General features: G+C 67.0%; 13 protein-coding genes and 1 pseudogene. 7 read left to right on the top strand and 7 right to left on the bottom strand.

The genetic code is table 11. The features are described from left to right. Nucleotides 1-4: 4 nt before the first annotated feature. Together E7744_RS14740 and mobC are read right to left on the bottom strand one after the other, a co-directional pair. Nucleotides 5-1,408, bottom strand: coding sequence for a relaxase/mobilization nuclease domain-containing protein (locus E7744_RS14740; RefSeq protein ID WP_168199871.1), 1,404 nt, complete (start codon nucleotides 1,406-1,408; stop codon nucleotides 5-7). Between the two features lie 38 nt (nucleotides 1,409-1,446). Next, a complete protein-coding gene (gene mobC, locus E7744_RS15885) occupies nucleotides 1,447-1,839 on the bottom strand; it encodes a plasmid mobilization relaxosome protein MobC (protein WP_168199870.1) in 393 nt (130 codons plus the stop codon). A gap of 418 nt (nucleotides 1,840-2,257) precedes the next feature. Between mobC and E7744_RS14730 the strand changes: the two genes are divergently transcribed. The 7 genes from E7744_RS14730 to E7744_RS14705 all read left to right on the top strand — a co-directional run bounded on the left by E7744_RS14730 (nucleotide 2,258) and on the right by E7744_RS14705 (nucleotide 6,302). Next, nucleotides 2,258-2,566 carry a helix-turn-helix domain-containing protein gene (locus E7744_RS14730; RefSeq protein WP_137775111.1) on the top strand — a complete coding sequence of 103 codons (309 nt, stop codon included), beginning with the start codon at nucleotides 2,258-2,260 and terminating at the stop codon, nucleotides 2,564-2,566. 5 nt (nucleotides 2,567-2,571) lie between these two features. Beyond that, complete coding sequence (locus E7744_RS14725; protein ID WP_137775110.1) at nucleotides 2,572-2,775, top strand: helix-turn-helix domain-containing protein; 204 nt, start codon at nucleotides 2,572-2,574, stop codon at nucleotides 2,773-2,775. Nucleotides 2,776-2,801: 26 nt separating this feature from the next. Further along, nucleotides 2,802-3,092 (top strand): hypothetical protein, encoded by a 291-nt coding sequence (locus E7744_RS14720; RefSeq protein WP_137775109.1) that lies wholly within the window; start codon nucleotides 2,802-2,804, stop codon nucleotides 3,090-3,092. 119 nt (nucleotides 3,093-3,211) lie between these two features. Continuing rightward, entirely contained in the window at nucleotides 3,212-3,544 is a 333-nt protein-coding gene (locus tag E7744_RS14715; RefSeq protein WP_137775108.1) for a hypothetical protein, read from the top strand. Continuing rightward, entirely contained in the window at nucleotides 3,541-5,043 is a 1,503-nt protein-coding gene (locus E7744_RS14710; protein WP_137775107.1) for a hypothetical protein, read from the top strand. The genes E7744_RS14715 and E7744_RS14710 overlap by 4 nt, the downstream gene beginning before the upstream one ends. A 35-nt stretch (nucleotides 5,044-5,078) precedes the next feature. Then, the gene (locus E7744_RS16415; RefSeq protein ID WP_256376042.1) at nucleotides 5,079-5,201 is read left to right on the top strand and encodes a hypothetical protein; all 123 of its coding nucleotides are present in this window, start codon (nucleotides 5,079-5,081) and stop codon (nucleotides 5,199-5,201) included. 21 nt (nucleotides 5,202-5,222) lie between these two features. Then, complete coding sequence (locus E7744_RS14705) at nucleotides 5,223-6,302, top strand: DUF4192 family protein (RefSeq protein ID WP_168199869.1); 1,080 nt, start codon at nucleotides 5,223-5,225, stop codon at nucleotides 6,300-6,302. A 31-nt stretch (nucleotides 6,303-6,333) separates the two neighbouring features. Here E7744_RS14705 and E7744_RS14700 read toward each other — a convergent pair whose 3' ends face one another. The 5 genes and pseudogenes from E7744_RS14700 to E7744_RS14680 all read right to left on the bottom strand — a co-directional run bounded on the left by E7744_RS14700 (nucleotide 6,334) and on the right by E7744_RS14680 (nucleotide 12,542). After that, a complete protein-coding gene (locus tag E7744_RS14700) occupies nucleotides 6,334-7,047 on the bottom strand; it encodes a hypothetical protein (RefSeq protein WP_137775105.1) in 714 nt (237 codons plus the stop codon). Further along, nucleotides 7,044-8,861 carry a DEAD/DEAH box helicase gene (locus tag E7744_RS14695; protein ID WP_137775104.1) on the bottom strand — a complete coding sequence of 606 codons (1,818 nt, stop codon included), beginning with the start codon at nucleotides 8,859-8,861 and terminating at the stop codon, nucleotides 7,044-7,046. The genes E7744_RS14700 and E7744_RS14695 overlap by 4 nt, the downstream gene beginning before the upstream one ends. Before the next feature lie 2 nt (nucleotides 8,862-8,863). Then, on the bottom strand, nucleotides 8,864-10,648 hold the full coding sequence (locus tag E7744_RS14690; protein ID WP_137775103.1) for a site-specific DNA-methyltransferase: 1,785 nt from the start codon (nucleotides 10,646-10,648) through the stop codon (nucleotides 8,864-8,866). A gap of 122 nt (nucleotides 10,649-10,770) precedes the next feature. Further along, complete coding sequence (locus E7744_RS14685; protein WP_246858702.1) at nucleotides 10,771-11,145, bottom strand: recombinase family protein; 375 nt, start codon at nucleotides 11,143-11,145, stop codon at nucleotides 10,771-10,773. 122 nt (nucleotides 11,146-11,267) lie between these two features. Beyond that, nucleotides 11,268-12,542, bottom strand: a pseudogene (locus E7744_RS14680) (IS3 family transposase). Between the last annotated feature and the right edge of the window lie 962 nt (nucleotides 12,543-13,504).

Below are 13,504 nucleotides of genomic sequence, written 5' to 3'. Positions count from 1 at the left end.
TCTCCTATCGGTCGATGCCGGTGTCGGGTCCGGGCCGGGTGTACCTGTTCGCCAGGGTCCCGGACCGGGGTGTCTGGGGCGTGGTCGGTCGGGTCGGTTCTTGGGATCGGGTGATGGAGGAGACGGTGTGCATCAGCGCGGTGGTGCGCTCGGCCAGCTGGGGTCGCTGGGCGGTCAGGGTGTGCATGGTCATCGCCCGTGAGAGCCGGTTGGCCTGCTTGAGCACGGCCAGCCAACCGCGGGTGGAGTCCTTGGCCGCGAACCGTGCCCCGAGGCGGACCATGTGGCGGGCGTTGCCGCCGCCCTGGGCGGCCCGCGCGTACTCGTCCGACAGGCGGGAGAACGCACCGGGCCGACCCTGCTCCAGTTGCATGGACACCCGGGCGTAGATGCTGGCCAGGTCGTCCGGGCCGGTGCCGGTCTTGCCACTGAGCAGCGTCTCGATCTTCGCGGCATCGAAGCGGTGCACCTTCAGCGTGCCAGCCTCGGGGCGGGCGCTGTTGTGCCAGGACGCCAACAGGGACTCGGCCTGCTCCTTCCCGGCCCCGCCGAAGCGGCGCAGCACGTTCGGCCAGCCCAGGGTGGCATCCAACTTCGAGGGCGAATACCAGATGGTGTCCGCACCCCCGGCCAGGGCGACCTTGTAGCCCCGCACCTGGGTGGTCGAGCCCTTGGCGAAAGACGGGGCCACGCGCACGTCCAGGTCCCGCAAGTGCTCGATGTACTGCGCTGGACTGGACGCAGTGGCCAGGGCGGTGCGCATCCTGCGGCGCAGCTCCGGCCGCGGTGCCTGCGGGTAGTTCTCTGACTGTGCGCGGGCGACCTCGGCGGGCTTGTCCCCGGACAGTCCGCGGGCAACCTGCCGGGACTCCAGCACGGCCAGCCCGTGTTCCTTCTCCAGCTCTCCGCACACCTGCTGGGCGCGGTGGTAGTCGTGGTGGATGTTGGCCTTGGTGCCGTCCTCGCGGACCAGCTGCACGGCCAGGTGGATGTGGTCGTTGCCGGCCGTCGAGGTGCCGTGGTGGATGGCCACCCAGCGGGAGGACTTCGCCCCGTCCGGGTCGATGAATCCCATCCGCTCCACAAACTCCTGGGCGATCGTTCCCCACTCCTCGCGGGACACCTCTCGGTCGCCCTTCGCCAGGGACAGCGAGCAGTGCCAGACGTGCCCGTCCTTCTCCGCTACCTTGACCTTGCGCTGGGCGGCCTCGTCCCATCCGTAGACGGGGGCCTTGACCTCGGTGCCGTGGACGCGCCGAGGTGCGTCCAGAATGGCCCCGATGCGCTGGCCGTCCGCCACCGATAGCTCCTGCCCGGGGTCGAACTCGATCAGCACCCGGTCATCACCGGAGACGACCATCGGGGCGGTGTGCTCGTTGGACCGGCCCGGGCCGACGAGGTAGCTCATCAAACCCACCATCCGTCCCCCGCGGACCACGTTCGGCATCATGGCGCGCCCCGATCCAGGGCCAGGGTTTCGATGACCTCATCGACGTCGCGCAGCACCCCGCGCAGCTCGTCCAGGGAGCCCCGCACGTCCCCGTGCAGTTCCCCGTCCGTGTTCAGCCCCCGGGCGATCTGGTTGAGGTTGTTCCCGACCCGGGCCAGCTGCCCGGTGAGCACGTTCAGCGCGGTCAGCACCCGCCGGCGATCCGTCGCCGTCTCCCCGGCCGAGACCGCCAGAGCGGACTCCTTCAACAGCCGGGGAACGGTCACGCCCTGCTCCACGGCGGCCAGGGACAGGGCGGCATCCTCGGAGGCCGAGAGCTTGACCACCCGGCGGGCTGGACGGCCACCGACCACGTTGGACTGACGCTTGCGCTCCGCCACCGTGACCACCGCCCATCCGTTCGCTGACTTGCTGCTTTGGACCTCCAGCCCAGTGCAACGCCGCTCACCCGTGAGTGTCCCATCGACCGGCGCGCCAGCGCAAGGGCGCAAGCAGGTTAGGGCACCTAACTGTATAGCTTGCTCCGGCTCCGCCGGTCCCGCTGGGGCGGGAGTAGTGGCGGGCCGCGCCCGCCCGGCTCTGGACCGGGGAACGCGAGCGTTCCTTTCGGCCGTGGAGGGTACTGGTCCGCCAGAACCGGTCAAGCCTCCAGGGCCGGCTTTCGCGGCATATCCTCACTCGCTCGTTCCTCGCTCGCTCCGGTATTCCACGACCGGCCCCTCCGGCTGGACCGAACCTGGCGGCCCGAGTATTTCGGTCTTCGCCGAAAGGAACGGCAGCGAGAGTTGAGCGACAGGAGAGTTCCCCATGCATCTCACCACCACCGGTTTCCAGACCGCCCTGGAGGACTTCCTCGGTGCCGATACCGGCGCCCAGGTGCTGGCCTACGCGGCCACCCACCGCCCGGCCGAGCAGCTCGCCGGCTACCCGGCGCTGCTCACCGTGGCCGAGACCGCCCAGGTGCTCGGCACCGACGCCGCCGGCGTGCTCGCCGTGACCGGCGCCGACGCCCTGCCGGCCATCGAGATCGGCGCCACCATCCGCCGGTACCGGCGCCAGGACGTCCACGACTACCTGCGCTTTCGCAGCGAGAAATCCGCCCCCGCCCTAGCGTGAACGGCATGAGCGATGACACCGCCGACCAGCTCACCGACTACCCCGAACTACTCACCCTCGAGGAGGTCGCCGGCCTGCTCGGCACCGACCTGGCCGGAGCGCTCACCCTCACCGGAAACAGGTCGCTACGCGCCCTCGAAATCGGGGCGTCCATCCGCCGCTACCGGCGCGAGGATGTGGCCGAATTCCTGGCCCAGCGCAGCACGTGAACCGGGCCCGCCCTAGGGTGAGGACCATGAGCGAGAACATCACCGAATCCTTCATTGACCAGGCCCGCAAGCTCAACGACCAGCGCCTGTCCGCGGCCCGCGAGATCGCCGCCGCCGTCCAGGCCCGCGTCGACGCCGAACACGCCCTGGCCCAGGCCCAGGCCGCCGAGCGCAAGGCCTTCAAGGACGCCGAGCGCAAGGGCTGGACCAAGACCGAACTCGACAAGCTCCGCCCGACCAAGCGCACCCGCCGGACCCCCAAGACCGACACCGCCCCGACCCCGCCCGCAGGCACCGCCCCCACCCCGGGACAGTAGCGCCCTACACAGGCGAGACCCTGCGCGGGTTGTCCACAGTTCCACCCGGCACGTGCCCGTCCACCGGCGGGCACGTGCCACCGTCGAACCACCCAGACCGACCCACCCAGGAGACCGCCATGACCACCACAACATCCCCCGAGACCCAGGACAAGCTCCAGCAGATCCGCGCGCTGATCAGCGCCACGTCCACCCAGCTGCTGGACCACCCCGTCGCCCTCGACCGGGCCCCAGACCTGCTGGACCTGCACGTGGCCGAAGGCCAGGTGCGCCTGCACCTGGACCCGGCCCACCAGGACGCCCTCGACGTGCTGGTCACCGATCGCCCCGCCGTGCTGCTCGGCGAGGCCCTGGACCTGATGGACACCCTGCCCGAGTCCGACCGGGCCGCCCTGCACGCCGTGCACGTGGTGCTCACCCGCGCCGCCGACTGGGCCGGGGACGTGGCATGAACCACGAGCCCACCACCGTCCAGGACATGTACGACCTGGCCCGGTCCCATGCGTACGCCTTCAGCCGCCGGCCCCTGCACGACGCCCGCATCAAGCGCCCCTACGGGGACCCCGTGCACGCCGCGGACATCGTCGCCGCCCTGCCCCGGCTCACCGCGAGCCTGCGGTACACCACCAAGACCTACCTGCTCTACGCCACCGGGGCTGGGGCCGCCCAGCTGACCGGGTTCCGCCACCGCCTGGACCGGCTCGAGGCCGCCCTGCAGAACCTGCCCCTGCGCGCCGCCGGCACCCCGGTGCCCGAGGTCGCCGCCGCGTGCCGGTACCTCAACGTCGGCGCGGACCTGGTGCGCACCACCATGCCCTACGCCGCGATCGACGCCGACGGCACCCGCGCCCAGGCCGTGGACACCGCCCTGGGCGAGTACGCCGACATCCTGCACACCCTCACCGGGGCCCTGCACGACAAGCTGCGCCCCGCCACCCGCACCCTCGCCCCCACCGCCCTGCTCCAGGGACTGGACGCGGTGCTCACCGGCGCCGCGCAGCTGCGCGACCTGCCCGCCGACCCCGACCTGCGCCAAATCACCGAACTGGCCGTGGCCCCCGCGCGCAGCGCCACCGTGCACGCCGCCCTGGCCCGATGGCTCACCGAGGCCGCCCCCGCCCTCGGAACCCGACCCGAGAACCTCACCGGAGCCACCACCACCCTCGATTGGGACACCTCCCGGCAGCGCATCCCCACCTCCTCGAACACCAAGCCCGCCCAGTTCGACGCCCGCGGCAGCTCCTACCTACTGCGCGGCATCACCCAGACCGCCCTACTGGTCAACCGGGCCGGCATGCAGCTGGTCAAGGCCGCCCACGACCACGCCCACCTCACCGGCCCCGAGGCCACCGGCGCCCTGCAGGCCATGAACCGGGCCGGCAAGGCGTGGGCCACCACCGCCGGGCACTGGGACGCCACCGTGAAGATCCCCGGCGCCGGACCGACCACCGGCCGGCACCACCTCGAGGGAACCCTGGCCGCCACCCGGGCCCTGAACACCGTCCTGCGCCCCATCGCCGAGGGGAACCCGGACACCCTGGCCGCGATGACCGGCACCCCGCGGGACCTGCAACGGACCATCGCCCTGGTCCAGCACCTCGACGCCACCCTGGACCGGGTCGCCTTCGCCCACCACCGGCTCGCCGGCCGCCTCGCCGACTCCGGCCAGCTGCTGGCCCCCGCCACCGCCCGCACCGCCGGGCACCTGCCCGGCCGGGTCGGGCGCACCACCTGGGCCCCGGTCACCTCCACCGACGCCCGCGTGCAAACCCTCCTCGACACCGCCGGCACCCTCGCCCGGGCCGCCGAGCACTCCACGCAGGCCACCGGCACCCTGCGCCTGGACGCCCCCACCCGACGCGGCACCCACACCCACACCGCCGGCACCCTGCAAATCCCGCGTGCCGGGCGGGCCAGCACCCGCCCGGCGGCCGCCGGCCTGGACCGCTGACCCCACACCGGCACCGACCCGAAAGGACCCCCAACATGGAATCGACCATCACCGACAAGCTGGCCGAGATGCTCGCCACCGCCCCGCCCCAAGCGGCCGTCGTGGACATGCAGCTGCACCACGCCCCGGTCACCGTCACCTACGCGCCCGGGCACTGAGCCATGGACCAGGACCTGCCCATGGCCCCGATCACCACGCCCAATGCCCTGGCCGGGGCCGTGCCCGCCATGGCCGGTTACCAGCCCACCGAGCACCAGCTCGCCGTCCTGGGCTTCAAGGATTCGAACTTCATCGGCATCGCCGTGCAGACCTGGACCGCGGACCTCGGCGACGGCCCGGCCCACGCGGCCGAGGCCGCCGGGCACGTGGACCGGGGCTTCGGCACCCGGGCCGATGAGTACCGGGTCCTCGGGTACGGGCCCGAGGGCCCGGACCGGGCCCTGATGGTCCAGGATGCGATCGCCACCCGCACCGGACGCCCGACCCACGCCTGGGCGGTGCACGAGGACCAGCTGGCCACCTTCACCCCCGGGCACGGGTGGACCCGACAGGGTCCCCTCGAGGACACCGCCGCCACCGCCTACGCCATGGCCTCCGGCCGGTGGCCGGCTGGCTCGCGCGAGGAACTCATCCGCCGCTACGCCCCGGTGCCCGAGCACGAGCAGGCCCACCTCGACCCGGACACCGCCCAGCGGTTCGCCACCCTGGCCCCCACGGCCCAGTACGAGTGGGCGTCCCGCGCTCTCACCGAGGGGGCTGGGGCCAAGACCGGACTCACCGACGAACAGGTCGCCGTCATCGCCCACGCCACCGAGGCCAGCGTCCACATCCGCGACAACCTCTTGGCCGACACCATCGGGGACAAGGTCAAGGCCGACCGCCTCGTGGACGCCTTCCGCCGCACCGACAACGCCCGCCGGCCCGAGCTGGCCGCCCTCGCCGCCGCCGCGCAGTACATCAACCACGGCGGGTCCATCGTCATCGAAGCCCTCCGCCGGCACACCACCCGGGAACTCGGACGCAAGGCCGACCAAGCCGCCCAACTCGGCCTGGACCCCCAACCGCTCATCGACTCCATGGACCGCGGCACGCTACGGACCCGCCTGGCCATGGCCGACCGACACCTCTACCGCAGCCACGTCGCCAGCAACTTCCCCACCCAGCACAACCCCGACCCCCGGGCGCCCACCCGACCAGCAGGCGGACCCTGGCAACAGCCCCAGCGCCACCCCGGCGCCTGGCGGCACATGGACCGGTAGCCGCAGCGGTTCGGCAGGGTGCGGTGAAGGGTTATTCGGGCTTGGTGATATTCACCAAGACCTTCCACGAGGCACCGGCCTTGGCGATGTCGGTTTCAGTGGCGAAGAGATAGTGCCATGGGCCGAACTGCCCGTCATCGCTGACCCTGCGGGCCCAGTTCTCAGCGGCCTTCTTCTTGGCGGCGACGCCTTCATCCAAGGCTTCGGAGTCAGCTTTGCCCTCGAGAAGCCAGTACTGGCCCTCCTTGTCCAGGGCGATGAAGTCGGGGTAGTACCTTCCGTTGTTGGTGGGGATAAATGCCTCGCCATGGACGTACACGCGGGTCCACCATTCGATGTCCGGGTCGCGGTCCATCAGCATGGCCAGTTCCCACTCGGTGGTGCCGGCATCGAACGAGGCAACCGGCATGATGTTCTTCTGCCACCCGATATATTGCACGCCTCGGGCGAATTTCTGGCCGTCGTAGGCGTCCACCGCTGTGGCCGAAACCAACACAGGTTCAACCGGCAGCTCGACGGGGACGATCTCATATTGAGTCTGGGGAGTGCGGCTGGCGATCTTGTCCCGGATCATCCGGCGCATCCCGTCCACGGCCTGCTCGCGCCGCTTCTGCCCCCAGGACTCGACGTGGTCTTCGCTTTCCACTGCGCCAGCACCTCGCAAGAAGGCGTGGACGAGACGGCGGGCGGCGTTCTTGCTGCCTAGTTCGGCGGGCACCTCGGGCTGCTGCATGATGAGCTTCACGAGGGAGTCGTAGACGACGTCAAGTCCCTCGAAGCGTTGGCCGGCTTCGGTACGCCCTTGGGGGTGACCTTGATCGTGACGTCGTCGCCTTGGCGGGTGGCTTCCAGCGCGTCGCGGAACATGAATGTGGGGACTTCATCGGCGAAGGCGGCCCCGGCCCGTTCAGCCTCCGCGTTGGAGATATCCGACAGGGAGAACGGGGCGTGGGTCAGCCGGGACTCCAATCGCGGGAAGATGACCTGGGGCGCCCCCTGGGTTCGGTTGACCGATTTGGGAGCTTTCGTCTGGAGCCGCGAGTCAGTCTCCTGGAACCCCAACGCTGCGGCCGGCCCGACCGCCCCGCCTTCACCGATGGCAGTCGGGACACCAGCCCCGTGAGGGCCGGTCCGTCCCTGCGAGAGGTCATTGTCGAACAGCGACCACTGACCAGGAACCGGGGAATCCACCGGAAGGATGGACTGCTGCCCTCCGGGACTGGTGGTCGCGCCGGCTGGGTCCAATGGCTGGGTCAAGTCCACCGTCGCAGTCGTAGCCGCCCCGTTCTCGTCCACCTCGACCTTCGAGGAGGGCAGCTGGATCCGCTGCCGAAGCACGTCCTTCTGGGCCAAAAGTTGGGCGTAGGAATCGTGGGCGACCAGATCGACCTGATCCACGTCCGGAACACCGGTGCGCCGGGCGAAGGGCAAGCGCAGCCCCCGACCGAGAATCTGCTCGGTAAGGGTTTGCGAGGCCAGCTTGCGCAGCGCGACGATGACCGCGATGTTCTTCACGTCCCAGCCCTCGCGCAGCATATTCACGCTCACGATCGCCCGAATCGGGGAGTCCGGGGCTTCCACCGAAGCCAGGGCTTCCAGCGCCTCATCGGAGGAATGGGAAGTGACTTGGAGGACTTGGGAGCCATCACCAATGAATCCCGGGCCAGCCAGCATCTGGGCGACTTCGGCGGCGTGGTCGATGGTCTGACAGACCACGAACAGGCACGGTTTTACTGCGGGCGCATCCGGGTTTGTCTGCCGGAAGACTCGATAGGACTCCTCCTTGTTGGCCAACAGCCGGCAGGCATCGGCCAATTGGGTGCGTTCGTCCTTGGTGCCGTCCTTGCGGTAGACGATTACCGGTACCTTGACGTGGCCATCGGCAATGGCCTCCCCCAAGGTGTACTCGAAGGCGACCTTCGGCAGGTCCGCTTTGGCGGGGGTAGCGGTCAAGCCCACCAGGGCGACCGGGTTAAGGTCTCGAATTCCGGCTGAGAATGCCTTGGCCTTCTCGTGGTAGACGTGGTGCTCGTCGGCGATGACGAACAAGTCTTCTGCGGCCTCCAAGTGGGAGTACAGGGCATCACCGAGGTTCTCGTCTTCGGAGCGCACCTTCCGGGAGACCTTGTCCGAGGGACGGATCAATTGCTGCACATTGAAGACGAACACCTTCAACTGTCGAGGATCCCTCAGCACCGCCCCGACGTTCGCCGCTTGGAAGTTCTCCGGGGTAACAACGAAGGGGACATGTTCTGCACCGGCTACGAATTTCGCCGAGGCCTCATCGAAGTTCGCCAGCGTCTTGCGCTGGATCGTAGATCCTGGGGTGACGACCAGGACGTGCCGGACCCCTTGGATGGCGAGGTAGTCGATCAGTGCCGACATCAGATAGGTCTTGCCCACACCGGTCGCTAGGTCGGCCACCAATTCCTGGTAGCCGGCGCTCTGGGAGATCCGGTCGACCAGAGCGGACAGGGCGCGCTTATTCGGGTCGCGCAGGTCGAACCGAGCGGCGATCTCCTCGATCAAGGCTTCGTCGTAGGTGATGTCCACGCTCATCTTCACTTCACCGTCCCCTTCGGGAACATGTCGGTCGGCGCCTTCTTGATCCGCGACCCGGGAGAGAGGTCGGCGAGCAACGCTTCGGCCTCGGGCAGGATGCCCTTGGCCACGATGACGGCTTTCTCCTTCTCGCCTAGGTGCTCGACGATGGTCCGCACGACCGTTGCATCAGCCACACCGTCGATCACCGCCAGCCGCTGACGATTCCTCACGCCGCAGAACACCGGGTCCATTGGAGTAAGAGTGAACTTCAACTGGCCAGCCACCGCCTTAGACCACGCTCCGTTCGTCGCCGCTGCGGACAGGTAAACCTCCCCGTCGGTGTCGTCGACGTCATACATAGACGGCCCCATCCGAGCAATGGTGAAACCTCCCCCACCAGTCCAATGCGTAGTCGTCTGATTCTTTGTTCGCACCGCTTGACTCAAGATCCGGATCGTCTCAGCGTCCAGTCCCACTAGGTCGCCTGCAACCTTCTTCAGGCGTGTGGCGAAGTCAGCTGCCTCTTGGGGAGAGAGGCCTCCAGGAAGTGCTTCGGATTTTGTGGGCACGCGCTCCACCGTTTGAGAGACCCCACCATCATCCGCACCTTCAACGACCTTGCGGAGCCTCGGACTCAGAAAGCGATCAACAGTGGTCTGCTGCAACTCCACTGTTGCCCACCGCCGTCCCATTTTGTGGGCGACGGCTGCGGTTGTCCCGGACCCACCGAAGCAGTCCAACACTAAGTCGCCTTCGTCTGTGCCGATAGTCAGTATGCGTTTAATAAGCGATTCAGGCTTGGGGGTGTCGAAAACCTGTTTGGCTGGTAGGCCGAAAAGGGCCTTGAGTTCATTCTTGGCCTTCCGGTTGCTGCCCGTCTCCTCCACGCTGTCCCACAAATTGGACGGAGGCAGATCACCCTGCTCCCGTAGATACGTGCGGTAAACGATTCGCGTACCAGCGTCGTTGAATCGAATTGAGCCTTCCGAAATCATGCGGTCCATCGTGCTCTTCTGCCATCTCCAGCCATGAGGCGGACTGGGGATGGAGTGCCCCTGGGGAGAGACAACGTCGTACATGAGATTCTCGCGGGGATTGGGTGAACCTAAAGGATTCCCATCGAACCACGGTCCGCGCGGATCATTGTCCGGGTTCCGGTAGTGCCTGGACTGCTTTGCACTCCGCGGCAACCCGTTTGCCACCCACCCAGGATTCAGGCCGTAGACCAAGATCGTATTGTGGTCATTAGAGAAGCGCGAGTCGTCGTAGTTTCCGGTATCGGCTGACCTCCAGACGACAGATGCGATGAAGCATTCCGCCCCAAACTCCTCGTCCATCAATACCCGCATTCGGTGTACTTCGGCGTCATCGAGGTGCACCCAGACAGAGGCGTCGGGGGCGAGAAGCGGTTTAATGTCTCGGATCCGGTCGCGCATCATTGTCAGCCATACCGAATGTTCGAGCTGGTCCGCATAGTGCTCGAAGGTTTGCTCGGTGTTGAAGGGTGGATCGATGTAGACCAGCTTCACCTGGCCTAGATACTTCTCTGCGTACTCGGGGATGGTGCCTAAAGATCGAAGCGCATCTCCTGAGTCGCCCACAATCAGCAGATTGTCATTAGCCCCATTCAATCCTTCGGTGGTTCCGACCGTATCGACGAGCTCAATGGACTTAACTTCGAGAGCGCGCGGATCGTACGGCTCGACCCAGGCATAGTCGTACTTCCCGTTCTCGGCGGGGATTAATGCCGAGTCCTTGCCCATCCAGGTGAGCTCTAGCCGCCCCTTCGGAGTGCGCTTCATCTACCTACCTTGCCGCCTTTGTCGCCCGACGTGGACGTTCTAAACATCGTATGCGGCGCCTCGCCTACGTCTTGACGAGGCGAAGGAGGGCCTCTTTTAGAGCGCCGCGCCCCCTCGGGGGCTCAATCGGTCAGTCCCGTGGATTCGGATGCGAACCGTGCTTTCCTGAGGGCCGCGTAAAGGGTCTGACGGGAAACCTTGAACGTGGCTGCGATTTGAGTCTTCGGCATACCTAGTTCCACCATCGCCTGCGCTTGGGCGACGTCCTCCGCAGTGAGCTTCGGCGCCTGGGCATACTTTCCCTTTGCCTTGGCCAGCGCAATCCCCTCGGCCTGACGTTCACGGATGAGGCTCCGCTCGAACTCTGCAAAGGAGGCCATGACACCGAGCATCAGCGCCTCCAACGGGGACGATCCATTCTTGTCCACGGCGATGCGCTCCTTGACGAACTCCACCGCGGCGCCCTTGGCAGCGATTTCGTCCACCAGATTGAACAAGTCTCGGGTTGTCAATGTCAGAAGCCGACGGCACTGATATCAGAAGTGGTCTTCACTGATCGGCCGAGAACGCAGACGATGCGCCGTAAGGGGATTGAACCGTCCCCGGTTCTCTGCCGCTCCTATGCGGGTGCCAGCACCGGGTGTGTTGGCGTGGTGAGGCCAGCGTAGTACTCGGCCTCGTACTCCTCGGGTGGGATGTCGCCGAGGGTGGAGTGCAGGCGCCGGTTGTTGTACCAGTCGACCCAGCCGGCGGTGACCCATTCCACGTCGTCGATGGTGCGCAGCGGCCCGGCTCGGAAGGGGGAGCCGTCGCGGATTGCCTCGTTCTTGAACAGCCCGATCGTGGACTCGGCCAGGGCGTTGTCATAGGCGTCGCCGATGGATCCGATCGAGGCGGCGATGCCCTCCAGCGCCAAGGTTTCAGCGAAGGCCACAGACGTGAATTGGGATCCGGCGTCGCTGTGATGGACCAGCCCGTCCTGGACCGTGTGTCCGGCGCGGTCGCGCCGCCACAGCCCCATCCGCAGCGCGGTGGTGACCAACGGGGTCGTCTTCGTGGTCGCGACATGCCAGCCCACGATCGCGCGCGAGTAGCAGTCGATCACGAACGCGACGTAGACGAATCCGGCCCAGGTACGGGTGTAGGTGAAGTCCGCGACCCAGCGTTGGTTCGGCACCGGCGCGGTGAAGTCCTAAGTCCAGCAGGTCCGGGGCCCGGGCCGCGTTGCGATCCGGGACCGTGGTTCGCACACCCTTGCCGCGCACCAGGCCGTTGACCCCGAGCTGGCGCATCAGCCGATCCACCCGGCGCGTGGACACCTCGTGGCCCTGGCGCCGGAGCAGCGCGGTCATCTTCCGTCGTCCGTACATCGACTCCGGTGAAGCACCGCCGTGCGCGTCCACCCGGGCGGCGAGGATGGCATCGATGATCACCGCGTCGGTGAGGTCGCGGGTGCTGGGTTGGGCGCGTTTCCACGCCCGGTAGGTCCGCTCGGCGACCCGCACGCCCTGCTCGCGCAGGACCGTGCAGATCGACCCGACCGAGCGGCCCTGGGCACGCTGGTCCTCGATGAACCCGAGGATCACCGGCGTCGGGGGTCGAGTTCCCCGGCGAAGAAAACCGCGGCGTCCTTCAGGATCGCGTTGGCCTCGCGCAGCTCGCGGTTCTCCCGCTCGAGCTGCTTGATGCGCTCGTTCTCGCTGGAGGGCACTCCCTCGCGTTCTCCGGCATCGACCTGGGCCTGGCGCACCCAGCGGCGCAGGGACTCCTTCCCGATGCCCAGCCGGTCACCGACGGACTGACAGGCCGCGGTCAGGGTGGGGTACTCATCGAGATGGTCCAGCACCAGGCGGGTGGCCCGCTGTTTGGTCTCCTCCGGAATCCTCTTCGGCATGCTCTCTATCTTCCTTCCAGACTCGAAAGGAAGCGGCATCAAACCGGGGACGGTTCAGATCCTTAACGGACATGCCTGGGTCTGTGGCCGGGACCGCCACAAGTCGACAAAGAAGGCCGCCACTTAGCGGTCAAAGCCACACTCAGAAGGGCGCCCTACATGCCACGTAACCCGTCATCGATACTACGTGGCGCAGACTTTGGCCAGCCGGCAAAGTGAAAGGCTATCTGGGGCGGGACTGGATCGCTCCTATCCCTGCCGTGTGCGCCCGCCCGCGGCCAGGGAGGCCCCGTATGCTCCCTCCCTCAAGTCTGCGGGAGAAATGCCCCTACCGGTTCCTTTCTTGAATGGAGCAAGGGTGGCTTCAGTGCTTGGCGACCCGGCCTAAAACGGCAGACAATGACGCCATGTCATCGAGATGGTGGAAGTCAGACGCGCCCCATTGGAATCGGCGAACCATAGCATTGCTCACTTTGCTCGGCATTCTCGTGACTGTGGTCATCGCAATCCAAGGACCCGGTGTGGTAAAGCAATTGACCGACAACTCAGGGGGTCAATCTGAGCCGCCGGTGAATACGGACGCGTCCTCGACGACGGAACCGTCTACTGGAGAGCCTTCGCCCGAAGGAGGCTTTCAGGAAATTACCGAGGCGAGGATCGAAATCAGTGACACTTCGGACTTGATCGCCCCGGGCACTATCGATGCCGGAAGAAGTCCAGGCTTCGAACCCTACGTATTCACTGCGGACGGTCGCTTGGGACGAGATGACGGCTGCTACGTCAACTGGGAGGTATATGTGAATTCCCAGCTCGTTCATACGGATGACACCCGCTGCGAGAAAGAACCCAGCTTCAGTGAGACTTTCTGGCCCTCGCACCTGGAAGTGGAGCGAGGGACGATGAGAGTCGTCGCCCACATCTCGACTGAGTGGGGCGCTACAGAGAACGCCGAATTGGCGCTC

It is taken from the genome of Citricoccus sp. SGAir0253 (assembly GCF_005877055.1).
GTDB lineage: Bacteria > Actinomycetota > Actinomycetes > Actinomycetales > Micrococcaceae > Citricoccus.
The sequence above is the reverse complement of the archived record's forward strand: the minus strand, read 5'-3'. Positions and strand labels throughout refer to the sequence as shown.

Excerpts from the sequence above, each read along its gene's own strand:
- E7744_RS14740 (WP_168199871.1), bottom strand. The coding sequence starts at position 1,408 with ATGAGCTACCTCGTCGGCCCGGGCCGGTCCAACGAGCACACCGCCCCG.
- E7744_RS14730 (WP_137775111.1), top strand. The coding sequence starts at position 2,258 with ATGCATCTCACCACCACCGGTTTCCAGACCGCCCTGGAGGACTTCCTC.
- E7744_RS14725 (WP_137775110.1), top strand. The coding sequence starts at position 2,572 with ATGAGCGATGACACCGCCGACCAGCTCACCGACTACCCCGAACTACTC.
- E7744_RS14720 (WP_137775109.1), top strand. The coding sequence starts at position 2,802 with ATGAGCGAGAACATCACCGAATCCTTCATTGACCAGGCCCGCAAGCTC.
- E7744_RS14715 (WP_137775108.1), top strand. The coding sequence starts at position 3,212 with ATGACCACCACAACATCCCCCGAGACCCAGGACAAGCTCCAGCAGATC.
- E7744_RS14710 (WP_137775107.1), top strand. The coding sequence starts at position 3,541 with ATGAACCACGAGCCCACCACCGTCCAGGACATGTACGACCTGGCCCGG.
- E7744_RS16415 (WP_256376042.1), top strand. The coding sequence starts at position 5,079 with ATGGAATCGACCATCACCGACAAGCTGGCCGAGATGCTCGCCACCGCC.
- E7744_RS14705 (WP_168199869.1), top strand. The coding sequence starts at position 5,223 with ATGGCCCCGATCACCACGCCCAATGCCCTGGCCGGGGCCGTGCCCGCC.
- E7744_RS14695 (WP_137775104.1), bottom strand. The coding sequence starts at position 8,861 with ATGAGCGTGGACATCACCTACGACGAAGCCTTGATCGAGGAGATCGCC.
- E7744_RS14690 (WP_137775103.1), bottom strand. The coding sequence starts at position 10,648 with ATGAAGCGCACTCCGAAGGGGCGGCTAGAGCTCACCTGGATGGGCAAG.